The sequence below is a fragment of the Variovorax xiamenensis genome (genome assembly GCF_050916385.1).
Taxonomy (GTDB): domain Bacteria; phylum Pseudomonadota; class Gammaproteobacteria; order Burkholderiales; family Burkholderiaceae_C; genus Variovorax.
Genome location: NZ_CP139038.1, coordinates 4,399,059 through 4,422,547, shown reverse-complemented (window position 1 = coordinate 4,422,547; position 23,489 = coordinate 4,399,059). Strand labels below are relative to the sequence as shown.

Genomic DNA, 23,489 nt, shown 5'->3' with positions numbered 1-23,489 from the left:
CGCTCAGGCCTCTTCGGCTTCCTCGCTGTACTCGCTCACCGGCACGCAGCTGCAGAACAGGTTGCGGTCGCCGTAGACGTTGTCGACGCGGCCGACGGGCGGCCAGTACTTGGCGTTCTTGAGCGCGGCCAGCGGGAACGCGCCGAGTTCGCGCGAGTACGGGTGGCTCCACTCGCTGCCCAGCAGGCTCGCGGCGGTGTGCGGCGCGTGCTTGAGCGGGTTGTCTTCCTTCGGCCAGACGCCTTCCTCGATGCGGCGGATCTCGCCGCGGATGGCGATCATCGCGTCGATGAAGCGGTCGAGCTCGGCCAGCGGCTCGCTCTCGGTGGGCTCCACCATCAGCGTGCCGGGCACGGGGAAGCTCAGCGTGGGCGCGTGGAAGCCGTAGTCGATCAGGCGCTTGGCCACGTCTTCCGCGGTGACGCCGCTGGTGTCCTTGAGCGGGCGCAGGTCGAGGATGCACTCGTGCGCGACGTGCCCGTTGGGGCTCGCGTACAGCGTGGGGTAGTGGTCCTTCAGGCGCGCGCTGATGTAGTTGGCGCTGAGGATGGCCGTCTCGGTCGCGGCCTGCAGGCCCTTGGCGCCCATCATGCGACAGTACATCCAGCTGATCGGCAGCACGGCTGCGTTGCCCAGCGGCGCGGCCGACACGGCGCCCACGCCATTCGACGACACGCCCGCCGTGGCATGGCCCGGCAGGTAGGGCACGAGGTCTTCCACCACGCAGACGGGGCCCACGCCGGGGCCGCCGCCGCCGTGCGGAATGCAGAAGGTCTTGTGCAGGTTCAGGTGGCTCACGTCGCCGCCGAACTCGCCCGGCGCGGCCACGCCGACCAGCGCGTTCATGTTGGCGCCGTCGACATACACACGGCCGCCGTGCTCGTGCACCAGTTCGCACAGCTCCTTCACGCGGGTCTCGAACACGCCGTGCGTGCTGGGGTAGGTGATCATCACGGCGGCCAGGTTGGCGCTGTGCTTCTCGCAGGCGCGCTTCAGGTCGTCCATGTCGACGTTGCCCTGCGCGTCGCAGGCCGTCACCACCACCTGCAGGCCCACCATCTGCGCGCTGGCCGGGTTGGTGCCGTGTGCCGAGGAAGGAATCAGGCAGATGTTGCGGTGGCCCTGGCCCTTGGCCTCATGGAAGGACTTGATGGCCAGCAGGCCCGCGTACTCGCCCTGCGAGCCCGCGTTGGGCTGCAGGCTGATGCCCGCATAGCCGGTGGCTTCGCACAGCCAGGCGCGCAGTTGGGCATCGAGCTGGGCGTAGCCCTGCAGCTGGTCGGCCGGCGCGAAGGGGTGGATGTCGGCGAACTCGGGCCAGGTGATGGGGATCATCTCGCTGGTCGCGTTGAGCTTCATGGTGCAGCTGCCCAGCGGGATCATGCTGCGGTCGAGCGCGAGGTCCTTGTCCGACAGGCTGCGGATGTAGCGCAGCATCGCCGTCTCGCTCTTGTGGGTGTTGAACACCGGGTGCGTGAGGAATGCGCTGGTGCGGCGCAGTTCCTCGGGAATCAGAGGCACGGTGCTGCCCGAGAGATCGTCGAAGCGCGGCGCCTGCTTGCCGGCGGGCGCGAACAGGCCCCACAGCGTTTCGACGTCGGCGCGCGTGCTGGTCTCGTCCAGCGAGATGCCCAGGTGCTGCTGCAGGCGCTGGCGCAGGTTGACTCCGGCGGCCTGCGCGCGCTCGATGATCGACTGCGTGTCTTCCGCGGTGCGAATGGTCAGCGAGTCGAAGGCGGTGGCGTTCACCGGCTCGCGGCCCATCAGCGACAGGCCCTTGGCGAGCACCGCGGTGAGCGCGGCCACCCGCTGTGCGATGCGCGTGAGGCCATCGGGACCGTGGTACACGGCGTACATGCTGGCCACCACGGCCGGCAGAACCTGCGCGGTACAGATGTTGGAAGTGGCCTTCTCGCGGCGGATGTGCTGCTCGCGCGTCTGCAGCGCGAGGCGGTAGGCGGGCTGGCCGTGCGTGTCGACGCTCACGCCCACCAGGCGGCCCGGCAGCGATCGCTTGAACTCGTCGCGGCAGGCCAGGTAGGCGGCGTGCGGGCCGCCGTTGCAAAGCGGCATGCCGAAGCGCTGCGTGGTGCCGCAGACGATGTCGGCACCCCATTCGCCCGGAGGCGCAAGCAGCGTCAGCGCCAGCAGGTCGGCCGCGACGATGAATGCCGCGTCGCACTGGTGCGCATGGCCCGCGAGCGGGCGCAGGTCGTGCACGTGGCCGGTGGTGGCGGGGTACTGCGCGAGCACGCCGAAGAAGGCGCCGCTCACCATCAGGTGCGGCAGCGTTTCCGACACGGTGCTCACCTTGACCTCGATGCCCAGCGGGGCGGCGCGGGTCTTGATGACCTCGATGGTCTGCGGATGGCAGTCGCCCGAGACCAGGAACACATTGCTCTTGCTCTTCACGCTGCGCTTGGCGAGCGTCATGGCCTCGGCCGCGGCCGTGGCTTCGTCGAGCATCGACGCGTTGGCGATGGCCATGCCCGTGAGGTCGCACACCATCGTCTGGAAGTTGAGCAGGGCTTCCATGCGGCCCTGCGAGATCTCGGCCTGGTAGGGCGTGTAGGCGGTGTACCAGGCGGGGTTCTCGAGGATGTTGCGCAGGATCACGCCCGGCGTGTGGTTGCCGTAGTAGCCCTGGCCGATGAAGTTGCGGAACACCTTGTTCTTCGACGCTATCGCCTTCAGCTCGGCCAGCGCGTCGGCTTCGGTCACCGGCGCGGGCAGGCGCATCGGCTTCGCTCGGCGGATGGCCGCCGGCACGATGCCGTCGATGAGCTCGGCGCGCGTCTCCGAGCCGATCGCCGGCAGCATGCGCGCCTCGTCCGCCGCATCGATGCCGATGTGGCGGGCGAGGAATTCTTCGGCGTTCTCTAGTTCTTGCAAAGAAGGAAGGGCGGGCGTCGGCATGGCGGTGAAGGCTCGGAGGGAAAAGACAAAGGTGCTGATGAAAGGCTCAGCGGATCAGGATTCGGCGGCGAACTTGTCGTAGGAGGCCGCGTCCAGCAGGGCGTCGAGCTGCGCGGGGTCGCTCAGCTTGACCTTGAAGAACCAGCCGGCGGCCAGCGGGTCGCTGTTGGCCAGCGACGGATCGGCGCGCAGGGCTTCGTTCACTTCGGTGATCTCGCCCGACACGGGCATGAACACGTCGGCCGCGGCCTTGACCGATTCGACGACGCCGGCGACTTCACCCTGCGCGAAGGTCTTGCCGACTTCGGGCAGGTCGACGAACACCACGTCGCCCAGCGCGTCCTGCGCGTGCACGGTGATGCCGACGGTGGCTGCGTCGCCTTCGGCCGACACCCATTCGTGGTCCTTGGTGTACTTGATGCTCATGGTGGAAAAACTCCTCGTGGAAAAAATGGATCGGGGTGCAGAGCCTAGCCGGTCTGTCTGACTCGGATGAGGTCAGCCGCGGTAGTAGCGGGTGGGCACGAACGGCATGGTCGAGACCTCCATCGGCACCGGCTTGCCGCGCACGATGGCCTGCACGCGCGTGCCGGGCTCGGCGAAGGCGGTGGCCACGTAGCCCATGGCGATGCAGCGGTCGGCCGTGGGGCCGAGCAGGCCACTGGTGACGGCGCCGATGTCGTGGCCCTCGAAGGACTGCAGCACCGTGCCGTCGCGCACCGGAACGCGCTCGAGGGCGACGAGGCCCACGCGCTTGCGCTTCAGCGTGTCGTGGTCGGTGTGGCCGGCGGCTCCTGCAGTGGAGGCGGCGAGCTGCGCGAGGATCTTCGCGGCGCCCGGGAAGCCGCCTTCGCGTGCCCCGCCCGCGCGGCGTACCTTCTGCATCGCCCAGTTGAGCGAGGCTTCGACCGGCGTGGTGGTGGTGTCGATGTCGTTGCCGTAGAGGCACAGGCCTGCTTCGAGCCGCAGCGAGTTGCGCGCGCCCAGGCCGATGGGCTTGACCTCGGGCTGGGCCAGCAGCAAGCGGGCGAGGCGCTCGGCGTCGGATGCGGCCACCGAGATCTCGAAGCCGTCCTCGCCGGTGTAGCCGCTGCGGGTGACGAAGGCCGGAATGCCGCCGATCTGCACCGCGCCGCCCGTCATGAAGACGAAGCGCTCGACGCCGGGCGACAGCCGTGCCAGCGTGGCGGCGGCCTGCGGGCCCTGCAGGGCGAGCAGGGCGTGGTCGGGCAGGGGGCGAACTTCGCAGCGCGAGCCGATCTTCTGCTGGATGTGGGCGATGTCGGCCACCTTGCAGGCCCCGTTGACGATCACGAAGATCGAGCCGTTGCCCTCGTTGAAGAACATCAGGTCGTCGAGGATGCCGCCCTCGTCATCCAGCAGCAGTCCGTAGCGCTGCTTGCCGGCGGGCAGGTCGATCACGTCGACGGGCATCAGGGTCTCGAAGGCGGCCGCGGCGTCGGGCCCGACCAGGCGCAGCTGGCCCATGTGGGAAATGTCGAACAGGCCGGCCGCGTCGCGCGTGTGCTTGTGCTCGGCCATCAGGCCGGCGGGGTACTGGACCGGCATCGAATAGCCGGCGAAGGGCACCATGCGGGCGCCCAGTTCCAGGTGGAGGTCGTACAGCGGCGTCTTGAGAAGCGGGGCGTCGGGAGTAGCGGAGGAAGAAGCGGCCACGGGGCACTCCAAAGGGGCAGTCGAAATCCATGACGCAAGCCATGGGCCACCCCTGCTGTCCGCTTTACCTGAGAGATTCGCCCCACGATCGGGGTTTGCTCCTTCGGTGGGCCGCTGCTTCTGCTTCAGATGCGGCGGCCTCTCTCCAGCAAGGAAACGCCGGTTTTCACCGGCGCCTCGTCAGTCCTTTTGCCTGAGCGTTCGGGGGAAACCCCTGCGCCTTCGGCGGCCCCGGCATGCGGGGCTCTCTCCTGACCCCGGGAAGTGTAGTGGATCGCGCGGGCCGGCCGGCGGATTTGCCCTTGCGTACTCAGCGCGCCCACAGGTACCAGGCCCCGGCGCCGGCCGCGATCCACACGGCCACGACCAGCGCGACACCCCATCGGCTGGTCGGCCTGGAGCCCGAACTCCGCATCCAGGCGTCGGCCTGCTCGCGGCATTCGGCGAGCACGGAAGTCGGAATCAGCCGGATCGTGAGCCAGATCAGCCCCGGCAGCAGCAGCACGTCGTCGACGTAGCCCAGCACCGGAACGAAGTCGGGAATCAGGTCGATCGGGCTGAGCGCATAGGCCACCACGAAGACGCCCAGCGCCTTGGCATACCAGGGCGTGGAGGCGTGCCGGCATGCGAACCAGAGCGTGACGCCGTCGCGCTTGAGGCGCCTGGCCCAGCCGCGAAGGCGTGCGGACAACGAAGTGGGGGCGGGAGGAGAGGAGTTCACCCGGCGATGGTGTCACGGGCCGGGCCGGCCGCTGTCTTCACAGGAAGGTCAGTGCATGACCTCGGCCGGCGGCAGCAGCCGGTCGATGCGCTCGCGCAGCGATTCGGCGCGCTCGACGCCGGCGGTCTTCTCGATTTCGGTGAGCATCAACGCGGCGATGGTCAGCATCGCCTCGCGGTCGCGCGCTTCGCGCAGCGCGTCGCGCATCTGCAGCGCGAACTTCGGGTCGCGGCGCACGAACATGCGCTCGCAGATGTCGAACAGGAACATGCGCGTGGTGGCCAGCGAACGCTTGCCGTCGAAGGTGTCGGCCGAGGTGGCCACCTGGATCGGCTCGGCGGCGGGAATGGGCGAGGGCGCGGGCTGCGCGGGAGGGGCCACGGGCGCGGCTGCAGCTGCCGCCGCGGCCTTGGGGCTCTGCAGGTAGCCCTTCTCGATCAGCGCCTGGATGGCCCGCTCGGCTTCATCGCGATTGGCGAAGAGCGGACTGAAGTCGGTCAGGGAGCGCCGGCCGTCGGCCATCAGCAGCAGGGCGCGTTCGCGCTGGGTGAGCGTGCGCTGTCCGCCCTGGAGTTCGTTGCGCGCCTTGTCGGTCTTGGTGGGAAACATGGCAGCCACAGCTTTCGGGAAACGAGGGCTGCAGCATCGTTGCAAGTAGTGACATCTTCGTGAACCGTTTGACTTACAGGGCCATTGGTCCGGGCGCCTGCATCAGCCGCCCGCGCTCTCCTTGCGGATGAGCCAGCGGCCCCCCACGCGCTGCAGCTCCAGCGTCTTGCGGCTCTTCTCGCGCAGCTTGTCGGCGCTGTAGGTCTGCGTGAAGCTCGCGGTGGCTGCCTGCCCCTTGAGGCTGATGACGAGGCTGTCGATTTCCACGCTGATGGATGCCTTCTCGCCGATGCGCGCGCGGCGATCGGCCTCCCACGCCTTGCGGTCCTGGCCGCGCGGCGGCGTGAAGTCGGGCGCGTAGGCGGCGAGGTAGCGCGCCACGTCCCGCGCGGACCACGCCGCGGCCCAGGCGCGCACGGCGGTTTCGACTTCGCGGATGCCGGCTGCGGGATCGGCCGGTGCGGCGACTGAGGCCGCCGGTGTTGCCGTCGCCGTGGGCCCGGCAGCAAAGGCGGCCGGGGCCAGCAGCAAGCCGCCCAGCACGCAGCTCAGGAATCGATTCATGGCGCAGTGTCCCTCCTTCTCAGTTCGCCGGCCCTCCGGCCCCGCGCCCGATTCTGGCAGCGTACATGCGCCGGGCTCTTTTCAGGCGGCGGCTCCTTCGGCCTCGGCAGGCGCGGCCTGCACGGTGCGGTTGCGCAGCCGCAGCGCCAGCACCGCCGCCACGCACAGCACGCAAAGCACCGCCGTCAGCGTGACGCCGAGGCCGCGCGCGTCCGAGAGCATGCCGAAGAGCGGCGACACCAGCCCGCCCACCGACAGCGCCAGCCCCAGCGCGATGCCGCTGGCCGTGGCCGGGTTGCGCGGCAGGTAGTCCTGCGCCAAGGTCACCTGCGCGGCGAAGGGCAGGAACATGCACAGGCCGAAGAGCCCGGTGCATGCCAGCGCCCAGCCGGCGCTCGGCGCGAGCACGATGCCCGCGAGCGACGGCAGCGCGAACAGGTAGCCCGCGCGGATCGTGCCCATGCGCCCGATGCGGTCGCCCAGCCAGCCGCCGAGCAGCGTGCCCACCGCGCCCGCCGCCGTGAATGCGGTGAGTGCCGCCGCGCCCTGGAAGGCCGAGCCGTGCAGGTCGCGCGTGATGCGCAGCGACAGCATCGACATCACCGTGACGTACGGGATCGACCAGCCCACGATGGTCGCCACCAGCAGCCCGAAGGCGCGCCAGTCGTTGAGCGGCTTCATCAGGTGGTCGCCGGCCTTGCGGGCTGCCGCGGCGGCGCTGCCCGAGGCCATGCCGCGACGTGCATTCGCGGCGAACCACACCACGCCCATCGCCAGCGCCGGCACGCCCAGCAGGTAGCTGTGCGACAGGCTCCCGCCGCCGACCACCGTGGCCGCCAGCACCGGCGCGAACGAGGCGCCGATGGTGCCGCCCACCGAGAACACGCTCATCGCCTTCTGCGAGCCGCCGCCGGCCGCGCGCGCCGCCACGGTGGCCGGCGGGTGGTAGGCCGCGATGCCCAGTCCGCACAGCGCCATCGCGATCCAGGTCAGCAGATAGCTCTGGCCCAGGCCCGCCAGCACCACGCCCAGTGCCGCCACCAGGAAGCCCGAGGGCACCAGCCAGCTGCGCGGGTGGCGGTCGGCGTACAGGCCGAACAGCGGCTGCACCACGCTCGACAGGCCGGTGGCCGCCAGCATCAGGCCGCTGACGGCCGTGTAGCTGTAGCCGCGCTCCAGCACCATGAAGGGCAGCAGGGCGGGCACGAGGCCCTGGTAGAGGTCGTTGACGGCATGGGTGCCGGTGAGCAGCCCGAGTCGGCGCTTGTTCATGACGGATGCTTCTTTCGTTTGCAGGAGGAGGTGAAAAAAGCATCGTAGGAAGCCATGAGAAGATGTTCTCGCTACGAATCCTCAAGCGTCGTCGAGAAATGGACAATCAGATCAACCTGCGTCCCGAACAGGGCGAGTCGACCCCGCGCGCCGTCGCGGTGCTGGCGACCGACCCGGCGGGCGACGCCTTCATTCCGCCGCACACTCACCGGCGCGGCCAGCTCATCCACGCGATCTCTGGCGTCATGCTGGTGAGCGCCGCGGCCGGCAGCTGGGTGGTGCCGACCGGGCGCGGCGTGTGGGTGCCCGGCGGCATGGAGCACCAGATCCGCATGGCGGGCGAGGTGCGCATGCGCACCGTGTTCGTCGAGCCCGGCATGCGCGCGGACCTGGGCGGCGAATGCCGCGTCATCCATGTCGGGGCGCTGCTGCGGGAGCTGATCGTCGCGGCCGTCTCGCTGCCGCTGGACTACGCGCCGGGTGGTCGCGACGAGCGGGTGATGGAGTTGATCCTCGACGAGATAGAAGCCGCGCCCGCGCTGTCGCTGCACGTGCCCATGCCGCGCCATGCACGGCTGGCCGCGTTGTGCGAGGAACTGGTGCGCGATCCTTCGCTGCCCGCCACGCTGGACGACTGGGCGCTGCGCCTGCACATGAACACCCGCACACTCGCGCGGCTGTTCCAGCGCGAGACGGGCATGAATTTCGGCGCGTGGTGCCGGCAAGCCCGGCTGTTGCTGAGCCTGCCGCAACTGGCGGCGGGCGCGTCGATCCTCGAGGTGGCGCTGGCGCACGGCTACGAGAGCCCGAGCGCCTTCACCGCGATGTTCCGACGCACGCTGGGCGTGCCGCCGAGCATCTATCTGCGCCGCGGCTGACCGGCAGGACTTGCAGTCCGATGCACCGGCCTGGCCGCTACCTCGAGTAGACCAGGTCCCGCAGCGCCAGCGAGACCCACGGCACGTAGGTGATCACCATCAGGCACGCGAGGATCACCAGCACGAAGGGCACGAGGTCCCTCACGATGCGGTCGAGCGAGATCCGCGCCACGGTGCACGCGGCGAAAAGGTTCACGCCGAAAGGAGGAGTGATCATGCCCAGCGCGAGGTTCACCACCATGATCAGCCCGAAGTGGACCGGGTCGATGCCGAAATGCACCGCCACCGGCGCCAGGATCGGCGCGAGCACGATGATGGCCGCGCTGGTCTCGATGAACATGCCGATCACGAACAGCGCCGCGTTCACGCCCAGCAGGAACATTGCCGGCGACTTCAGCACCTCCTGCAGCCAGTGGCCGATGGCGTCCGGTACGCCGGCGCGCGTGATCAGGAACGCGAAGAGCCCTGCGTTGGCGATGATGAACATGATCACCGCCGACGACATCACCGACTTGCGCAGGATCGCGTACAGGTCTTTCAGCCTGATCTCCCGGTAGATCGCCATGCCGACCACCAGCGCATAGAGCACCGCCACCGCGGAAGCTTCGGTCGGCGTGAACACGCCGCCGTAGATGCCTCCGAGGATGATCACCGGCATCAGCAGCGCCCAGCCGGCCTGCCACAGCGCCCGGCCGAAGGGCATGCGACCCTCGCCGTCGTTCTTGCCCAGGCCCTTCCACTTGCAGTAGATCCACACGAAGAGCATGAGCGCCAGGCTGATCAGGATGCCCGGGCCGAAGCCCGCGATGAACAGCTCGCCGATGGACACTTCGGCGCTCACGCCGTAGAGGATCATCGGGATCGACGGCGGGATGATCACGCCCAGTTCCGCGCTGGTGGCCTGCAGGGCCGCCGCGTACGAAGTGGGATAGCCGTGCTTGATGAGCGCGGGGATCAGGATGGCGCCGATCGCGAAGGTGGTGGCCACCGACGAGCCCGACACCGCGGCGAAGATCATGCAGGTGAGCACACAGGTCATCGGCAGGCCGCCCTGCACGCCACCGACGATGCTCTTGGCGAACTCCACCAGCCGGCGCGAGATGCCGCCGGTTTCCATCAGGTTGCCGGCCAGGATGAAGAACGGAATGGCCGCCAGCGGAAACTTGTTGATCGAGTTGAACATCTCCTTCACGGAGATCAGCATGTTGGCGTTCGTCACCTGGATGCCCAGGATCGATGCCAGCCCGATGGACACGGCCACCGAGATCGACAGCGCAAAGCAAAGCACCATCGTCGCGACCATCACGACGCTCATTGCGCGGTCTCCAGTTCGAGCCGCTTGGGATCGAGGTAATTGCCGGCAATGCCGAACAGGCTGAAAACGGAACCCACCGGCAGCGCCAGGTAGGACCACATCATCGAAATGCTCTCGAGGCCAGCCATCGACTGCACGCGTCCGCGCATCGCGTAGTCGAAGCCCCACCAGAGAATGACCAGCATCAGCGCCAGCGCGGCGACGCTGACCACCGCGTCGAGCACGCGGCGCAGGCGCGGCGGGCTCCAGCGGTAGAGCACGTCGACGCTCACCATCGCACCCTGGCGGAACGCCATCGGGATGCCGAGGAACACCATCCAGATGAGGCTGACGCGGATCAGGATCTCGCTCCATTCAGCGGGCTGCTCGAGCACGAAGCGCGTCACGATCTGGAATACGCCGAGGGCGGATGCGATGACGAGCATCAGGCACGCCCCGGCCATCGACACGCCGGTGGTCCAGCGCTCGATGCCTAGGAATTTTTCTTTCACTTGTAGTCGCGGATCTTGTCGAGATTCGCCTTGCCGAATTCCTTCTCGAACTGGGCATTCACAGGCGCGAGTGCCGCGACGAACTTCGCCTTGTCGACGTTGTCGATCACCGTCATGCCCTTGGCGCGCAGGTCGGCGACGCCCTTGGCGTCGTCCTCGTCCACCCGCGCGCGGTTGGCCTTCGTGCCTTCCTTGGCGGCGTCGATGAAGGCCTGCTTGTCCGCGGCGCTCAGCTTGTCGAAGCTTGCCTTGTTCATCAGGAAGATGCAGGGCGAGTACACATGGCCGGTGAGCGACAGGTGCTTCTGCACCTGGTCGAACTTGGCGGAAATGATGACCGGCAGCGGGTTCTCCTGGCCATCGACGGTGCCTTGCTGCAGCGCCGTGAAGACCTCGGGGAAGGCCATGGGCGTGGTGATGATGCCGAAGCCCTTGTAGGCCGCGATATGCACCGGGTTCTCCATCGTGCGCATCTTCAGGCCCTTCAGGTCCTCTGGAGCCTTCACGTCGCGCTTGCTGTTGGTCATGTGGCGGAAGCCGTTCTCGGCCCAGGCCAGCGCCTTGAAGCCCTTGGCGTCGAACTTGGTCAGCAAGTCCTGGCCGATGGGGCCGTCGAGCACGGCGCGTGCATGCGCCTTGTCGCGGAACAGGAAGGGCACGTCGAGGATCTTCGTCTCGGGCACGAAGTTCGGCACCGGGCCGGTCGAGGAGAACGCGAGCTCCTGCGTACCCAGCTGCACGGCCTCGATCGACTCGCGTTCGCCGCCGAGGGAGCCGTTGTAGAAGGTCTGCACCTTGTACCGGCCGCCGGTGCGCTTCTCGACTTCCTTGGCGAAGGTGTCGATGGCAACCCCCTGGTGCGAGTTCTGCGCGGTCGAGATGCTGATCTTCATGGTCGTCTGCGCGAAGGCGACCGAGCTCAGGGCGAGCGAAAGGCAAGCGGCGGCGATGGGGCCGAATTTCATGGTGTCTCCGGGGAGGTTGGGTCAGGAACGCGTCAGGCGCGCTTGAACTGACTATGCCGTAACCGGAAGCTTCACCGCGTCGGGATTTTCACGGACGTATTCGCGGATGACCGCCTCGAAGCTCTCGTCCGCCGCGAGGCCCAGCGCCTTCGCGCGAGCGGTCTCGATTCGGCCGGGCCAGGTCTTGACGATGCGCATGATCGCCGGGTCGGGCGTGCGGTCGAGCAGGGCGGTGGCCGCCTTGCCGGCCACGCGCTCGAGGGCCGCGGCCATCTCGCCCACCGTGGTCGGCAGCGAAGGCAGGTTCAGCGCTGTGCGCGGGCCCCATTGCGCGTCGCTCGCCCCGGCGGCGCGGATGATGCCCTCGACGGTGCGCGCCGGTGACGCGATGGCGACAGGCGTCTCGTCGGGCACCGGGCAGGCCGCGCGCAGCCCCGCCAGCGGCTCGCGGATCATTCCGCTGAAGAAGCCCGAGGCGGCGCCGTTGGGCTTGCCCGGGCGCACGCTCACCGTCATGAGCCGCACGCTGCGCCCGCGCACGAAGCCCTTGCGCGTGAAATCGGCCACCAGTTGTTCACCAATGAATTTCTGGATGCCGTAGCTGGTCTGCGGCGTGGGCAGCGTGTGGTCCTCGATCACCTTCGGCAGGGGCTGCTCGGGCGAGTCGCCGAATACCGCGAGCGAGCTGGCGAACACCAGCACGGGTTTCGTGCCCAGTGCCCGGACCCGTTCGAGCAGCGCGTGCGTGGCGGCGAAGTTGCTGCGCATGCCGAGGTCGAAGTCGGCCTCGCATTCGCCGCTCACCGCCGCGGCCAGGTGGAAGACGGCGTCGGCTTCGCGCCAGGGCGTGGCATCGACCTGCGCCGAGAGCTGGTCGTTCAGGTCGCCGGTGATGGCAGCGATGCGCGCGTCGGCCGAAAGATCCGCTGGCGGCGCCGCGCGGTCGACCAGCGTGATGCGTTCGATGGAACGGGCCGGCTCGCCAGCCAGGGAGAGGCTGCCTTGCGCGAGCAGCGTGCGCGCAAGGCGCGCGCCGAGAAAACCGGCGCCGCCGGTGATGACGATCTTCATGGGTCTTGTCTCCTGTGAGCCGCAAGAATAAGCGAGGCTCACCAGAGCTTGGCGCAGGCGCCGCTCAGCACCACGTCGGCGCTCGGCGCCGCTGGCGAGGCGCTGCGCTCGCGCGTCACTACGAGGCGCGAGACCCGCGCGAGCAGCTTCTCGGAGGTGTCGGGCAGCGTCAGGGTGCCGGCTCCGCTCGCCGGCACGGTGCCGATGACGAAGGGCGCCGCGTCGGCGGGCATCGCCCACAGCACGAGCCGTTCGTCGCCCGGGACGGGCAGCGCCGACGCGCCCAGCACCTTCAGCGTGACCGTGCGGCCGTAGCGCAGCGAACTCACCAGCAGCCGGCCCCGGCCTTCGCCGTCGGTGAGCACGCCCACGTAGCTTTGCGGCAGGCGCTCGCCGGAGCGCATCGCGAGCTGATCGCTGGTGATGAAGACGCCGGGCGCGGCGAGGAACAACGCGGTCGCGGCGACGAGGCCCGCCACCACGCCGCCGAAGCCGAAGCCCGCGGTTTTCAGCCAGCCCGGCCAGCGCGAGGGCCGTGCCTCTTCCGCTGCATTCGACGATGCATCGACGGGCCGGGTGCGTGCCGCGATCGCGCGCCAGACATCGGCCGAAGGCTTGCGCTGCGGAACCGACAGGGCCAGTTGGCCGAGCCGCTGTTCCCACTGCGCGACCACGTCGCGCACGTCGGCGCGGTCGCGCATCAGCCGCTCGAAGCGCCGCCGCGCGCCGCCAGCCAGCGTGCCCAGCGCATAGGACGACGCCAGCGCATCGAGAAGGCGAGGGTCGGTGTATCTCATGGCGCAGCCACCCCCTGTGCGCCCAGGCAGGCGCGCAGCTTGTCGAGGCCGCGGCGTATCCATGCCTTGACGGTGCCGAGCGGCGCATTCAGTTGCGCGGCGACCTCGGTGTGCGACAGGCCCTGGTAGTAGGCGAGCGCCAGGCTCTGGCGGAAGCTGCCGTCGAGCGACGACATGCAGCCTTCGATGCGCAGCGCGTGCATGGCCTGGTCGAAGAGCTGCGCGGCGCCGGGGGCAGGGTCGGCCGTGGTGTCGGCTTCGTCGTCCGCATCCGCATCTACGGCCTGCGGCTGCTCGTGGGCATGGCGCCGCGTGCGGGCGCGCAGCGCATCCAGCGCCTTGTTGCGCACGATCGCGATCAGCCAGGTGATGGGCTGGATCTCCTGCCCGTCGACGCTGGAGCGGTAGCCGCCCGCGTTCTTCCAGATGCTCACATAGGCCTCTTGCAGCACGTCCTCGGCCGCCTGTTCATTGCCCAACATACGAACAGCCACGCCGAACAGATGCATGTGCGTGCGCTCGTAGATCTGGGCGAAGCAGGCGTGGTCGCCGCGGGCCGCGCCGGCGATCAGCTCCTGCAGGCTCATCAGAATATTTCTATTCATGCGCTCGAGTATTGCATCCGTTCCTGCGCGCGTGTCGTTTCTGGGAAGGGGCCGGATGGTCCGGCCCGCATTCTTGTTTTCCTTCATCCGCCAACCGGGAAATGCCATGACACCGAACTCCACGTCTTCCACGTCCACACGAATCCTCCCTGCGGTCCTGCTGGGCGCCGCACTGCTCGCCGCCTGCGCATCGTCGGCCGTCGGGCTGCCCGCCGCCATCAAGGCGCCCGATGGCGAGCGCGCCGCCTTCACCTGGCACGCCACCGGCGTGCAGATCTACGAGTGCAAGGCTGGCGACAAGGGCACGCTGGCCTGGCAGTTCGTCGCGCCCGAAGCGGAACTCTTCGACGGCCCTGGCGGCGCCAAGGTCGGCACTCACGGCGCGGGTCCGAACTGGACCGCGCTCGACGGCAGCAAGGTCCTCGGCACCGTGAAGGCCCGGGCCGACGGTCGTCGCGAGGGCGACATTCCATGGCTTCTGCTGACGGCAAGGCAGGCGGGCGGCGCGGGCAAGCTGGCTGGCGTCACCGGCGTGCAGCGCATCGACACCGTCGGCGGCAACGCGCCGGCCAAGGGGTGCGAAACACAGGCGGATGCCGGCAAGCGCATCAGGCAGAACTACAGCGCGGACTACGTCTTCCTGGTCGCCAGGTAGTCCCGGACGGCCGCATGAAGCGGGCCGACCGGCCCGCTTCATGCTCAGCTCTTCTTGCCGCCGTTGGCCTTGTAGCTTTCGACCGAAGCCTTCAGGTCCTTGTACTCGGGGCAGCTCATGTTGCAGGCCTGGCCCAGCGCGGCGAGGCGCTGCTCGGCCTTGGGCAGGTCGCCCATCGAGATGTAGAGCTCGCCCGAATACTCGAGCGCGCCGACGTGCTTCGGATCGATCTTCAGCGCCGCGTCGTAGTACTTCTCCGAGGCGCTCCACTTGCCCGCGCCCGACTTGCGCAGGGTGTAGCCCATGAGGTTGTTCCAGTCGGCGTTGCCGGTGTCGTTCACGCGTTCGAGCTCGCTGATGGCGGCGGTCCACTTGCTCTCGGCGATGAGGGCGCGAGCGGCGGCGAGCTTGTTGGCGGGTGCGGCCTTGGCGGCCGGCGCGGGGGCGGGCGCCGGATCGGCGGCGAGCGCGTGGCCGGCTGCGAGAGTCACTGCGGCGGCGATAGCGATGCGATGGAGCAGGGTGGTCATGGCGGAAGATCCTCTTCGAGAAGTTGAACGGGTTGGCGGACGGCGACTCGGACTTGCATCGCCGTCCTGAACCCACTTACGCCACCGGCTTCGAAACGGACGCATCGGCGCGAAAAGAAAAAAGCCCTCCGAAGAGGGCTTTCCGTTTCCATGCAGGCGCGGCGCCTTACATGCCGACGTAGTTCGGGCCGCCGCCGCCTTCGGGCGTGACCCACACGATGTTCTGCGTCGGGTCCTTGATGTCGCAGGTCTTGCAGTGCACGCAGTTCTGCGCGTTGATCTGCAGGCGCTGCTTGCCGTCGTCGGTGCCGACGAACTCGTACACGCCGGCGGGGCAGTAGCGGCTCTCGGGGCCCGCGAACTTCGCGAGGTTGACGTTCACCGGCACCGTCGCGTCCTTGAGCGTCAGGTGGGCCGGCTGCTGCTCTTCATGGTTGGTGTTGCTGATGAACACGCTGGAAAGGCGGTCGAAGGTGAGCTTGCCGTCGGGCTTGGGGTAGACGATGGGCTTGCACTCCGCAGCGGGCTTCAGGTACAGGTGGTCGGCCTTGTTGCGGCGCAGGGTCCATGGAATGTGGCCCTTGAGCAGCCATTGCTCGACGCCGTTCATGAAGGTCGCGATGCCCAGGCCCTTCTTGAACCAGGCCTTGAAGTTGCGGGCCTTGTTCAGTTCGGTGTGCAGCCAGCTCTTCTCGAAGGCCGTCGGGTAGGCCGTGAGTTCGTCGTGCTGGCGGCCGGCCACGACCGCGTCGAATGCGGCCTCGGCGCACAGCATGCCGGTCTTGATGGCGGCATGGCTGCCCTTGATGCGGCTCACGTTGAGGTAGCCGGCCTCGCAGCCGACCAGCGCGCCGCCCGGGAACACCGTCTTGGGCAGCGACATCAGGCCGCCGGCCGTGATGGCGCGCGCGCCGTAGCCGATGCGCTTGGCGGGCTTGATGCCCTTGGCTTCGTCGCCTTCTAGGTACCAGCGGATGTTGGGGTGCAGCTTCCAGCGCTGCATTTCCTCGAAGGGGCTCAGGTAGGGGTTGCTGTAGTCCAGGCCCGTGATGAAGCCCATGGTGACCTTGTTGTCCTCCATGTGATAGAGGAAGGCGCCGCCGTAGGTGTCGCTCTTCATCGGCCAGCCGGCGGTGTGCAGCACGAAGCCGGGCTGGTGGCGCTTGGGGTCGATTTCCCAGACTTCCTTCACGCCGAGGCCGTAGGTCTGCGGGTCCTTGCCGGCGTCGAGCTTGTACTTCGCGATGAGCTGGCGGCCCAGGTGGCCGCGCGCGCCTTCGGCGAACACGGTGTACTTGCCCAGCAGTTCCATGCCGAGCTGGAAGTTCTCGGTGGGCTCGCCGTCCTTGCCGACGCCCATGTTGCCGGTGGCCACGCCGCGCACCGAGCCGTCTTCGTTGTAGAGCACCTCGGCGGCCGGGAAGCCCGGGAAGATCTCCACGCCCAGGTTCTCGGCCTGCTGCGCCAGCCACTTGGTGAAGGCGCCCAGGCTGATGATGTAGTTGCCGTGGTTCTGGAAGCAGGCCGGCAGGAAGAGGTTGGGGGTGCGCAGGCCCGACTTCTCGCCCAGGAACACCATCGCGTCGTCGGTGACCGGCTGGTTCAGCGGGGCGCCGAGTTCCTTCCAGTCGGGCAGCAGCTCGTTGAGCGCGCGCGGATCCATGATGGCGCCCGAGAGGATGTGCGCGCCGGGCTCGGAGCCCTTCTCGAGCACCACCACCGAAATCTCCTTCTCGTGCTGCGCGGCGAGCTGCTTGAGCCGGATCGCGGTCGACAGGCCGGCGGGGCCGCCGCCGACCACGACCACGTCGTATTCCATGGCTTCGCGAGGGCCGAACTGGGCGAGGATTTCGTCGTGCGTCATGTGGGTTGGATCGATAATGATTTTTCGGGGCGCGGGGGCTTCCCGGGATTGCGGGGCATTTTATGCGGCGTCCGGGCATGCTCCCTGTCGCGTCCAGGCATGCTCCCTACCGCTCGCGGGCGGGGTTTCCCGCGTCACCTGCGCGACTCCACAGGATCCAGTTCATGGCTTACAGCATCGATCTCTCCGGCCGCGTGGCCTTCGTCACCGGCGCCTCCAGCGGGCTCGGCGCCCAGTTCGCGAAGACGCTGGCGCGTGCCGGCGCGGCGGTGGTGCTGGCAAGTCGCCGCGTCGAGAAGCTCAAGGAGCTGCGCGCGCGCATCGAAGGCGAGGGCCACGACGCGCACGTTGTCGAGCTCGACGTCACCGACATCGGCAGCATCAAGGCCGCCGTGGCGCGCGCCGAAACCGAGGTCGGCCCCATCGACATCCTGGTCAACAATTCGGGCGTGAGCACCACGCAGCGCCTGCAGGACGTGACGCCCGACGACTACGACTACATCTTCGACACCAACGTGAAGGGCTCCTTCTTCGTTGCGCAGGAAGTCGGCAAGCGCATGCTGGCGCGCGCCAGGGGCACTGCGCCTGGCACCTACATCGGCGGGCGCATCATCAACATCGCCTCGGCCGCGGCGCTCAAGGTCATGCCGCAGATCGGCACCTACTGCATGAGCAAGGCCGCGGTGGTGCAGATGACCAAGGCCATGGCGCTCGAGTGGGGCCGCTTCGGCATCAACGTGAACGCGCTATGCCCGGGCTACATCACGACCGAGCTCAACGAGGAGCACTGGAGCACCGAAGGCGGCGCCAAGCTGGTCAACATGCTGCCGCGCAAGCGCGTGGGCAAGCCGGAAGACCTCGACGGGCTGATCGTGCTGCTGGCCAGCGGCCAGAGCCACTTCGTGAACGGCGCAGTCATCGCGGCCGACGACGGGTTCGCGCTCTGAGCCCGCGGGCCTGGATCGGCATTGCCGCCGGCCTGGGCGCGGGCGCGCTCTGGGGGCTGGTGTTCGTGGCGCCGCGCATGGTGGGCCACTTCGGCATGGTCGACATCACCGCGGCGCGCTTCCTGGTGTTCGGCGCCATCTCGGGGCTCGCGGTGTTCGCGCGGCCGGCCGCCTCGCGCTGGCCGAGCGGGCAACAGGCGCTCGCGGCGCTCGGGCTCAGCGTGCTGGGCTTCAGCGGCTACTACCTGCTGCTGGCCTTCGGCATCCAGGCCGCGGGCACGGAGGTGCCGAGCCTCATCATCGGCACGATCCCCGTCTGGATGATGCTGCTGGGCCGTCCGGCGGGCCTGCGCATGAGTTCTCTGCTGCCGGGGCTGCTGCTCACGGGCGCGGGCATCGCGCTGATGATCCACGGCGCGTGGTCGGCGCAGCACGGCGCCGGGGGCGAGGCCGGCGCCCGCTTCGGCTTGGGCATCGCGCTCGCGCTGGCCTCGATGGTGAGCTGGACCGTGTACGGCCTGCTCAACGCCGCCTGGCTGCAGCGGCACACCGATCTCAACGCAACCGATTGGGCCAACTGGCTTGGCGTGGCGACCGGCCTCGGTGCCTTGCTGCTGTGGCTGATCGCGGGCAGCGACGTGGCCACGCTGAAGGCGCAGCCCGACGGCATGCTCTTCATGTGGATCGCGCTGGCCAGCGGCTTCGGCTCGTCGTGGCTCGCGACCATCCTCTGGAACATCGCGAGCCAGCGGCTGTCGGCCAGCCTCTGCGGGCAGCTGATCGTCAGCGAGACGCTGTTCGCGCTCCTCTATTCCTTCGTCTGGGACGGCCGCTGGCCGCAGGCCACCGAGTGGGCCGCGGCGGCGCTTTTCGTTCTGGGCATCCTCGCATCCATCAAGGCGCACCGATGAGAATCGAAATCCCCGAAAAGAAGAAGCTGGTGTACGAGACGTCCATTCCCATCCGCTGGGGCGACATGGACGCCATGGGCCACCTGAACAACGGCACCTACTTCCGCTACCTCGAAACCGCGCGCATCGACTGGATGCACTCCATCGGCTTCGAGCCGCAGCCGAATGGCGAGGGCATGGTGATCGTCAACGCCTTCTGCAACTTCTACCGGCAGATCGAGTACCCGGGCAAGGTGCTGCTCAAGATGTACGTGAGCGACCCGGGCCGCACCACCTTCGAGAGCTGGGCCACCATGGCCCGCGAGGAAGAGCCCGAGGTGATCTGCGCCGCCGGCGGCGCGACCACCATCTGGGTCGACTTTCCGAAGCAGAAGGCACTGACCTTGCCCGACTGGCTGCGAGCGCTGGTAAGCGGCGAATGAAGGGAGCGCTCCTGGCCGCTGCCTTGCTCGCATCGCTCGCGATGGGCAGCCAGGCCCAGACGCCGCCCGGCAAGGACCGCAACGAATGCCCCGCCACGGCGCCCTACCTGAACGCCGACGTACTGAAGAAGGCCGGATTCGAACTACCGGTGTTCAAGCGCTATTGCTATTCGGACAAGGCCGGCAGCCATGTCCTGCTGCTCGGCGAGAAGCAGGATCTGCCGTTCCCCGAGGAAAAGCTGTCCTCGGCCATCCAGGCCACGCTCTACAAGGTGGGCGCCGACAACGCCAGCCTGACGCCCGAGTGGTCGATCCGCGACTTCGCGGGCAAGGACGAGGCCGGCCTCAATTTCCGCTCGAAGCTCGTCGAACTCGATGACATCGACGGCGACGGCCTGGTCGACCCCGTCCTCGTGTATCGCTTCTTCGAGCACGACGGCGCCGATCGCATCGACAACGACGACTTCGTCGGGCGCATCAAGATCGTCGTTTTCCACCAGGGCCGCAAGGCGACGATCCACGCCATCACCGGCCACCTCGACGGCGATCGCAGGACGACCGCCAACGGCAACTACTTCGCGCTGCCGAAGCCGGTGCAGCAGCACCTCGTGAAGAAGATGGCGGCGATGTACAAGGCCGGCCAATTCGGCTTCGACAACTCCTACGACTTCGTTCCAAGAAGAGAGGGCGCCCGGCGCTGAAGCCCGGGCGCGGGGTGATCGATTAGGCCTGCTGCAGCACGATCCGGGCTTCGAAGCCCTGTGCCGTACCGGCCGGTGGCGGCGAGGAAAGCTCCAGCTTCGCGCCGTGCTTCTCGACGATGGTTCCCACGATCGAGATGCCCAGCCCGTAGCCTGCGCGGTCGGAGCTGTGGCGCACATGGCGCTCGCGCAGGGTGGCGAGTTGCTCGGGGGTGACGCCCTTGCCGGAGTCGCGCACGGCCAGCGTGCAGGGCTCCATCACCTCGATGACCACGCGGCCGCCGCCATAGCGCAGTGCGTTCTCCACCAGGTTGCGCAGAGCGATGGCGAGCGCATCGACGTCGCCCAGGGCCGTCGGTGCGTTGGCGTCCGGCACCTTGAGCACCAGGCGTTCGATGTTCTGCGGGTCTTGCCAGAAGTCCTGCGCAACGGCGCCGGCGAGCTGCACCAGGTCGACCCGGGCGCGCGCGAGCGAGGCACCCGATTCCGCGCGCGAGAGCTGCAGCAGCTTTTCGGTGCGGTGGCTCAGCGTGCGCAGCGCGTCGAGTGCGGCCTGCACGTCGTTACGCCGCAAATCGTGCTCCAGCGCGGTCTGCAGCCGCAGCCGTGCGGCGGCGAGCGGCGTGCGCAGCTCGTGCGCGGCGTTGGCGGCCAGCGCGCGCTCCACGTCGAGCGAGTGAGAAAGCCGCTCGAGCAGTCGATTGACGTGGTCGCCGACGGTGCGCAGCTCCCTCGGCAGGCCGGGCAGGGTGATCGGGCTCAGGTCGGCGCCGCTGCGTTTCTCGATCTCGCCGGTCAACTGCTGCAGTACCCGCAGTTCGGTGCGCGCCACGTTGCGCAGCACCAGCGCAAGCAGCGGCAGCACCGCGCCGAGCGGAATGATCAGGCCGAAGAGCGTGCGGTTGAGCGCGTGCCGGCGCTCGTCGAGCGGGTCGGCCACCTGGAAGAACAGGCCCAGTGTCGGGTGCCGCACGGTGTAGATGCGCCAGGTCGGGTTGTTCGCGAAACCGGCGGCCAGCGGCACGTCGAAGGTGTCGGCTGGCGCCTCGGCGGAGCGCAGCAGAACGTGCTCGTGCAGGTCGACGATCTGGTAGATCACCGCGTCTTCGGAGAACAGCTGCTTGGGTGCGATCAGCGGCTCGCGCGGTGTCTCCGCGCCCGAATGCTGCAGCTTCTCGAGCTCCTGCACGGCCATGGCGAACATGCGGTGCGAGACCTCGACGAGCTCGTTGTCGAAGTTGTGGTTGATCTCGCGGTCCACGTACCAGACCACGGCGAACACGCACAGCAGCCACACGCCGCCGACCCAAAGGATCAACGTGCGGGTCAGCCGCCCGGCGAGCGAATCGCGCCCGGCGGCGAAGCTTGCAGAACTCAACGTGCAGCCTCCGCACGTTGCGCTGCGGCGCGATCGCCTTCGGGCGGTCGGGCGGCGCTCATTCGTCCTCGTCCGTGGAGAACGACAGGCGGTAGCCGAGGCCGCGCAGCGTCTGGATATGGCTGCGCCCGAGCTTGCGCCGCAGGCGGCTGATGAAGACCTCAAGCGTGTTGCTGTCCGCCTCGTCGCCGAAGCCGTACAGCGCGTCGGCGAGGTTCTCGCGCGTATGGATGCGTTCGGGCCGGGTGGCCATCACGCGCAGCAGCGCCCATTCCTTCTGCGTGAGGGTGATCGGCGAGCCGTTCTTGCGCACCATGTCGTGGGCGAGGTCGATCTCCAGGGTGCCCAGCTGCAGCACCGGCGAACTGCTGGAACTGCGGCGGCGCTCGACCGCGCGCAGGCGCGCCAGCAGTTCGGCCGGGTCGTAGGGCTTGATGAGGTAGTCGTCGGCGCCGGCGTCCAGCCCGCGGATGCGGTCGGTCACCTGGTCGCGCGCGGTCAGCACGATGACGATGGGCCGCTCGGGCAGGGCGCGTATCTGCGGAAGCAGCGAGAGGCCGTCTCCGTCGCCCAGGTGCAGGTCGAGCAGTACTGCCGCGTATTGCACCGAGAGCAGGGCGCCGCGCGCATCGGCCAGGCTCGGCGCCACGTCGACCACGAAGGCCTTGGCCAGAAGGTAGCTGCAGACGGCGTCTGCCAATGCAGTGTCATCTTCGACCAGCAATATGCGCACGCCATGTCCTTTCAACGAGAAAAAGAGTCTAGCGCCACCGAAAAGGCCCCCCTGGCGGGGCCCGTCCAGTCAGATTCGGTTCAGGTTGCTTCAGGCTCGGTTCATTCCGCAAACGTAGGCTCGCGGCTGTTTTTCAGTCCTGCCTTCGTCCATGACTCGTCCGCCCATTTTTCGTCTGGGGGTTTTCACCCTTGTCGCGCTGGTAGCGCTGATGGCGTGGGACGCAACGGGCGGCGACTTGCTGCTGGCGCGCATGGCAGGTTCCCATTTGGGGTTTCCCCTGCGCGAGAACCCCTTCATGGTTCACGTCATGCATGAGGGCGCGCGCAACCTCAGCTGGGCATTGGTGATCCTGCTGTTCGCCGCGATCCGCTGGCCCTTCGGCGTGCTGCGCCGCCTCGATACCGGCTCCCGAGCACAGCTGGCCCTGACCGTACTGGGCTCGGTGATTGCGGTCAGCGTGCTCAAGCATGCGAGCCACACCAGCTGCCCCTGGGACCTGCAGGAGTTCGGCGGCGTGGCGCGGTACGTATCCCACTGGTCGTGGGGCATCGGCGACGGCGGCCCCGGCGGATGCTTCCCGGCCGGCCATGCCTCGGCGGCCTTCGCCTACCTGGGCGGGTACTTCGTCCTGCGGCGGGTATCGTCCCGCGCGGCTGCGATCTGGCTCTGGACGGCCCTGGCCGCCGGACTCGTGCTGGGCGTGGCTCAGCAGCTGCGCGGCGCGCACTACATGAGCCACACCCTCTGGACGGCCTGGGTCTGCTGGACGGTGGGCCTCGTCATCGAGATGGCGGTCACTCGCTTCAGTTCGCGCGCAACCGGAACGGCAGTGCCCGCACATGCAGGACCTTGACTTCGCTCTCTTCAAGCTGATCAACGCGGGAGCCACGGTGCCGCCGTGGAGCCTGCGATTTGCCGAGTTCTGCTCCGACCTGCTGCCGGCCCTGCTGACGCTGAGCATCGGGGTCTGCGCGCTGTTCAGCCGGCGCTGGCGCTATGCGCTGTTCACCGTGCTGCTGAGCGTGCTGGCGGCGTGGATCGTCGTGAATGTGATCCGCACCCTGGCGCCGATTCCTCGGCCCGCGTTCTACGGCCTGGGCATCCAGTGGGTGCCGCAGGGCGTGCGGCCCGGCTTCCCGAGCATGCACGCGGCCGGCACCTTCGCCGCGGCCTTCGCGCTCTGGTGCCTGCCATCGCGGGTTCCCATGCTGGCGGCACTGGTGGTGGCCACCCTGGTGGCCTGGAGCCGGGTGTACCTGGGGCTGCATTTCCCATCCGACATCGTGGCGGCGACCATGCTGGGCGCGCTGGTGGCGATCGTGGTGGAGCGCGGCGCCAGCCGGCCGCTGAGCCAGGCTGCATCGGGCGCGCTGGTGGCGCGGCGGCGCTCGGCAAGGTTGCGCTTGCGCCGGGCGGCGAGTCTGAACACGGACTGAAGGGGCAATTCAGCCTCGCTTCAGGCGG

General features: G+C 68.5%; 25 protein-coding genes and 2 riboswitches. Of the genes, 8 read left to right on the top strand and 17 right to left on the bottom strand.

From position 1 onward, the window contains the following. Nucleotides 1-3: 3 nt before the first annotated feature. From gcvP to SFB74_RS20145, 7 genes are all read right to left on the bottom strand, one after another. On the bottom strand, nt 4-2,916 hold the full coding sequence (gcvP, locus tag SFB74_RS20175; protein WP_432726062.1) for an aminomethyl-transferring glycine dehydrogenase: 2,913 nt from the start codon (nt 2,914-2,916) through the stop codon (nt 4-6). 54 nt (nt 2,917-2,970) lie between these two features. Then, nucleotides 2,971-3,342 (bottom strand): glycine cleavage system protein GcvH, encoded by a 372-nt coding sequence (gene gcvH / locus SFB74_RS20170; RefSeq protein ID WP_093201071.1) that lies wholly within the window; start codon nt 3,340-3,342, stop codon nt 2,971-2,973. Between the two features lie 72 nt (nt 3,343-3,414). Further along, complete coding sequence (gcvT, locus tag SFB74_RS20165) at nt 3,415-4,509, bottom strand: glycine cleavage system aminomethyltransferase GcvT (protein WP_432731968.1); 1,095 nt, start codon at nt 4,507-4,509, stop codon at nt 3,415-3,417. A gap of 129 nt (nt 4,510-4,638) precedes the next feature. Beyond that, nucleotides 4,639-4,752, bottom strand: a riboswitch (glycine riboswitch). A 12-nt stretch (nt 4,753-4,764) separates the two neighbouring features. Further along, nucleotides 4,765-4,857, bottom strand: a riboswitch (glycine riboswitch). A 46-nt stretch (nt 4,858-4,903) separates the two neighbouring features. Beyond that, nucleotides 4,904-5,284, bottom strand: coding sequence for a YkvA family protein (locus SFB74_RS20160; protein WP_432726061.1), 381 nt, complete (start codon nt 5,282-5,284; stop codon nt 4,904-4,906). 78 nt (nt 5,285-5,362) lie between these two features. Beyond that, the gene (locus SFB74_RS20155; protein WP_432726060.1) at nt 5,363-5,923 is read right to left on the bottom strand and encodes a hypothetical protein; all 561 of its coding nucleotides are present in this window, start codon (nt 5,921-5,923) and stop codon (nt 5,363-5,365) included. Nucleotides 5,924-6,025: 102 nt separating this feature from the next. Continuing rightward, nucleotides 6,026-6,487, bottom strand: a complete 462-nt coding sequence (locus SFB74_RS20150) for a L,D-transpeptidase Cds6 family protein (RefSeq protein ID WP_432726058.1) — start codon at nt 6,485-6,487, stop codon at nt 6,026-6,028. Nucleotides 6,488-6,568: 81 nt separating this feature from the next. Continuing rightward, nucleotides 6,569-7,759 carry an MFS transporter gene (locus SFB74_RS20145; RefSeq protein WP_432726057.1) on the bottom strand — a complete coding sequence of 397 codons (1,191 nt, stop codon included), beginning with the start codon at nt 7,757-7,759 and terminating at the stop codon, nt 6,569-6,571. Nucleotides 7,760-7,857: 98 nt separating this feature from the next. Between SFB74_RS20145 and SFB74_RS20140 the strand changes: the two genes are divergently transcribed. Further along, nucleotides 7,858-8,637 (top strand): AraC family transcriptional regulator, encoded by a 780-nt coding sequence (locus tag SFB74_RS20140; RefSeq protein ID WP_432726056.1) that lies wholly within the window; start codon nt 7,858-7,860, stop codon nt 8,635-8,637. 37 nt (nt 8,638-8,674) lie between these two features. Here SFB74_RS20140 and SFB74_RS20135 read toward each other — a convergent pair whose 3' ends face one another. The 6 genes from SFB74_RS20135 to SFB74_RS20110 are packed head-to-tail and all read right to left on the bottom strand — an operon-like array spanning nt 8,675 to nt 13,881. After that, entirely contained in the window at nt 8,675-9,952 is a 1,278-nt protein-coding gene (locus SFB74_RS20135; protein ID WP_432726054.1) for a TRAP transporter large permease, read from the bottom strand. Next, complete coding sequence (locus SFB74_RS20130) at nt 9,949-10,443, bottom strand: TRAP transporter small permease (protein ID WP_432726053.1); 495 nt, start codon at nt 10,441-10,443, stop codon at nt 9,949-9,951. The genes SFB74_RS20135 and SFB74_RS20130 overlap by 4 nt, the downstream gene beginning before the upstream one ends. Then, a complete protein-coding gene (locus SFB74_RS20125) occupies nt 10,440-11,408 on the bottom strand; it encodes a TRAP transporter substrate-binding protein (protein WP_432726052.1) in 969 nt (322 codons plus the stop codon). The genes SFB74_RS20130 and SFB74_RS20125 overlap by 4 nt, the downstream gene beginning before the upstream one ends. Nucleotides 11,409-11,459: 51 nt before the next feature. Continuing rightward, nucleotides 11,460-12,479, bottom strand: a complete 1,020-nt coding sequence (gene denD / locus SFB74_RS20120; protein WP_432726050.1) for a D-erythronate dehydrogenase — start codon at nt 12,477-12,479, stop codon at nt 11,460-11,462. Between the two features lie 38 nt (nt 12,480-12,517). Then, entirely contained in the window at nt 12,518-13,276 is a 759-nt protein-coding gene (locus SFB74_RS20115) for an anti-sigma factor (protein WP_432726049.1), read from the bottom strand. Continuing rightward, a complete protein-coding gene (locus SFB74_RS20110) occupies nt 13,273-13,881 on the bottom strand; it encodes an RNA polymerase sigma factor (protein WP_432726047.1) in 609 nt (202 codons plus the stop codon). Before SFB74_RS20110 ends, SFB74_RS20115 begins: the two co-directional genes overlap by 4 nt. Before the next feature lie 106 nt (nt 13,882-13,987). Here SFB74_RS20110 and SFB74_RS20105 point away from each other — a divergent pair, with 106 nt between their 5' ends. Beyond that, nucleotides 13,988-14,536, top strand: a complete 549-nt coding sequence (locus tag SFB74_RS20105; protein ID WP_432726045.1) for a DUF3455 domain-containing protein — start codon at nt 13,988-13,990, stop codon at nt 14,534-14,536. A gap of 44 nt (nt 14,537-14,580) precedes the next feature. Here SFB74_RS20105 and SFB74_RS20100 read toward each other — a convergent pair whose 3' ends face one another. Next, nucleotides 14,581-15,066, bottom strand: coding sequence for a tetratricopeptide repeat protein (locus SFB74_RS20100; protein ID WP_432726043.1), 486 nt, complete (start codon nt 15,064-15,066; stop codon nt 14,581-14,583). 166 nt (nt 15,067-15,232) lie between these two features. Further along, nucleotides 15,233-16,930 (bottom strand): electron transfer flavoprotein-ubiquinone oxidoreductase, encoded by a 1,698-nt coding sequence (locus tag SFB74_RS20095; RefSeq protein WP_432726041.1) that lies wholly within the window; start codon nt 16,928-16,930, stop codon nt 15,233-15,235. 164 nt (nt 16,931-17,094) lie between these two features. Between SFB74_RS20095 and SFB74_RS20090 the strand changes: the two genes are divergently transcribed. The 4 genes from SFB74_RS20090 to SFB74_RS20075 are packed head-to-tail and all read left to right on the top strand — an operon-like array spanning nt 17,095 to nt 19,911. After that, nucleotides 17,095-17,877, top strand: a complete 783-nt coding sequence (locus SFB74_RS20090) for an SDR family oxidoreductase (RefSeq protein ID WP_432726039.1) — start codon at nt 17,095-17,097, stop codon at nt 17,875-17,877. 59 nt (nt 17,878-17,936) lie between these two features. Next, entirely contained in the window at nt 17,937-18,788 is an 852-nt protein-coding gene (locus SFB74_RS20085; RefSeq protein WP_432726037.1) for a DMT family transporter, read from the top strand. Beyond that, a complete protein-coding gene (locus SFB74_RS20080; protein WP_432726036.1) occupies nt 18,785-19,210 on the top strand; it encodes an acyl-CoA thioesterase in 426 nt (141 codons plus the stop codon). The genes SFB74_RS20085 and SFB74_RS20080 overlap by 4 nt, the downstream gene beginning before the upstream one ends. Next, complete coding sequence (locus SFB74_RS20075) at nt 19,207-19,911, top strand: M949_RS01915 family surface polysaccharide biosynthesis protein (protein ID WP_432726035.1); 705 nt, start codon at nt 19,207-19,209, stop codon at nt 19,909-19,911. Before SFB74_RS20080 ends, SFB74_RS20075 begins: the two co-directional genes overlap by 4 nt. A 22-nt stretch (nt 19,912-19,933) precedes the next feature. On the opposite strand, the gene SFB74_RS20070 is transcribed toward SFB74_RS20075, so the two are convergent. Continuing rightward, on the bottom strand, nt 19,934-21,289 hold the full coding sequence (locus tag SFB74_RS20070) for a sensor histidine kinase (RefSeq protein ID WP_432726033.1): 1,356 nt from the start codon (nt 21,287-21,289) through the stop codon (nt 19,934-19,936). A 58-nt stretch (nt 21,290-21,347) separates the two neighbouring features. Further along, nucleotides 21,348-22,022, bottom strand: coding sequence for a response regulator transcription factor (locus tag SFB74_RS20065; RefSeq protein WP_432726031.1), 675 nt, complete (start codon nt 22,020-22,022; stop codon nt 21,348-21,350). A 151-nt stretch (nt 22,023-22,173) separates the two neighbouring features. Here SFB74_RS20065 and SFB74_RS20060 point away from each other — a divergent pair, with 151 nt between their 5' ends. Together SFB74_RS20060 and SFB74_RS20055 are read left to right on the top strand one after the other, a co-directional pair. Beyond that, nucleotides 22,174-22,878: a phosphatase PAP2 family protein gene (locus tag SFB74_RS20060; RefSeq protein ID WP_432726030.1), complete on the top strand. Its 705-nt coding sequence runs from the start codon at nt 22,174-22,176 to the stop codon at nt 22,876-22,878. Beyond that, nucleotides 22,865-23,461 carry a phosphatase PAP2 family protein gene (locus tag SFB74_RS20055; RefSeq protein WP_432726028.1) on the top strand — a complete coding sequence of 199 codons (597 nt, stop codon included), beginning with the start codon at nt 22,865-22,867 and terminating at the stop codon, nt 23,459-23,461. The genes SFB74_RS20060 and SFB74_RS20055 overlap by 14 nt, the downstream gene beginning before the upstream one ends. Nucleotides 23,462-23,489: the final 28 nt, after the last annotated feature.

Excerpts from the sequence above, each read along its gene's own strand:
- gcvP (WP_432726062.1), bottom strand. The coding sequence starts at position 2,916 with ATGCCGACGCCCGCCCTTCCTTCTTTGCAAGAACTAGAGAACGCCGAA.
- gcvH (WP_093201071.1), bottom strand. The coding sequence starts at position 3,342 with ATGAGCATCAAGTACACCAAGGACCACGAATGGGTGTCGGCCGAAGGC.
- gcvT (WP_432731968.1), bottom strand. The coding sequence starts at position 4,509 with ATGGTGCCCTTCGCCGGCTATTCGATGCCGGTCCAGTACCCCGCCGGC.
- SFB74_RS20155 (WP_432726060.1), bottom strand. The coding sequence starts at position 5,923 with ATGTTTCCCACCAAGACCGACAAGGCGCGCAACGAACTCCAGGGCGGA.
- SFB74_RS20150 (WP_432726058.1), bottom strand. The coding sequence starts at position 6,487 with ATGAATCGATTCCTGAGCTGCGTGCTGGGCGGCTTGCTGCTGGCCCCG.
- SFB74_RS20145 (WP_432726057.1), bottom strand. The coding sequence starts at position 7,759 with ATGAACAAGCGCCGACTCGGGCTGCTCACCGGCACCCATGCCGTCAAC.
- SFB74_RS20140 (WP_432726056.1), top strand. The coding sequence starts at position 7,858 with ATGGACAATCAGATCAACCTGCGTCCCGAACAGGGCGAGTCGACCCCG.
- SFB74_RS20135 (WP_432726054.1), bottom strand. The coding sequence starts at position 9,952 with ATGAGCGTCGTGATGGTCGCGACGATGGTGCTTTGCTTTGCGCTGTCG.
- SFB74_RS20125 (WP_432726052.1), bottom strand. The coding sequence starts at position 11,408 with ATGAAATTCGGCCCCATCGCCGCCGCTTGCCTTTCGCTCGCCCTGAGC.
- denD (WP_432726050.1), bottom strand. The coding sequence starts at position 12,479 with ATGAAGATCGTCATCACCGGCGGCGCCGGTTTTCTCGGCGCGCGCCTT.
- SFB74_RS20115 (WP_432726049.1), bottom strand. The coding sequence starts at position 13,276 with ATGAGATACACCGACCCTCGCCTTCTCGATGCGCTGGCGTCGTCCTAT.
- SFB74_RS20110 (WP_432726047.1), bottom strand. The coding sequence starts at position 13,881 with ATGAATAGAAATATTCTGATGAGCCTGCAGGAGCTGATCGCCGGCGCG.
- SFB74_RS20105 (WP_432726045.1), top strand. The coding sequence starts at position 13,988 with ATGACACCGAACTCCACGTCTTCCACGTCCACACGAATCCTCCCTGCG.
- SFB74_RS20100 (WP_432726043.1), bottom strand. The coding sequence starts at position 15,066 with ATGACCACCCTGCTCCATCGCATCGCTATCGCCGCCGCAGTGACTCTC.
- SFB74_RS20095 (WP_432726041.1), bottom strand. The coding sequence starts at position 16,930 with ATGACGCACGACGAAATCCTCGCCCAGTTCGGCCCTCGCGAAGCCATG.
- SFB74_RS20090 (WP_432726039.1), top strand. The coding sequence starts at position 17,095 with ATGGCTTACAGCATCGATCTCTCCGGCCGCGTGGCCTTCGTCACCGGC.
- SFB74_RS20080 (WP_432726036.1), top strand. The coding sequence starts at position 18,785 with ATGAGAATCGAAATCCCCGAAAAGAAGAAGCTGGTGTACGAGACGTCC.
- SFB74_RS20075 (WP_432726035.1), top strand. The coding sequence starts at position 19,207 with ATGAAGGGAGCGCTCCTGGCCGCTGCCTTGCTCGCATCGCTCGCGATG.
- SFB74_RS20060 (WP_432726030.1), top strand. The coding sequence starts at position 22,174 with ATGACTCGTCCGCCCATTTTTCGTCTGGGGGTTTTCACCCTTGTCGCG.
- SFB74_RS20055 (WP_432726028.1), top strand. The coding sequence starts at position 22,865 with ATGCAGGACCTTGACTTCGCTCTCTTCAAGCTGATCAACGCGGGAGCC.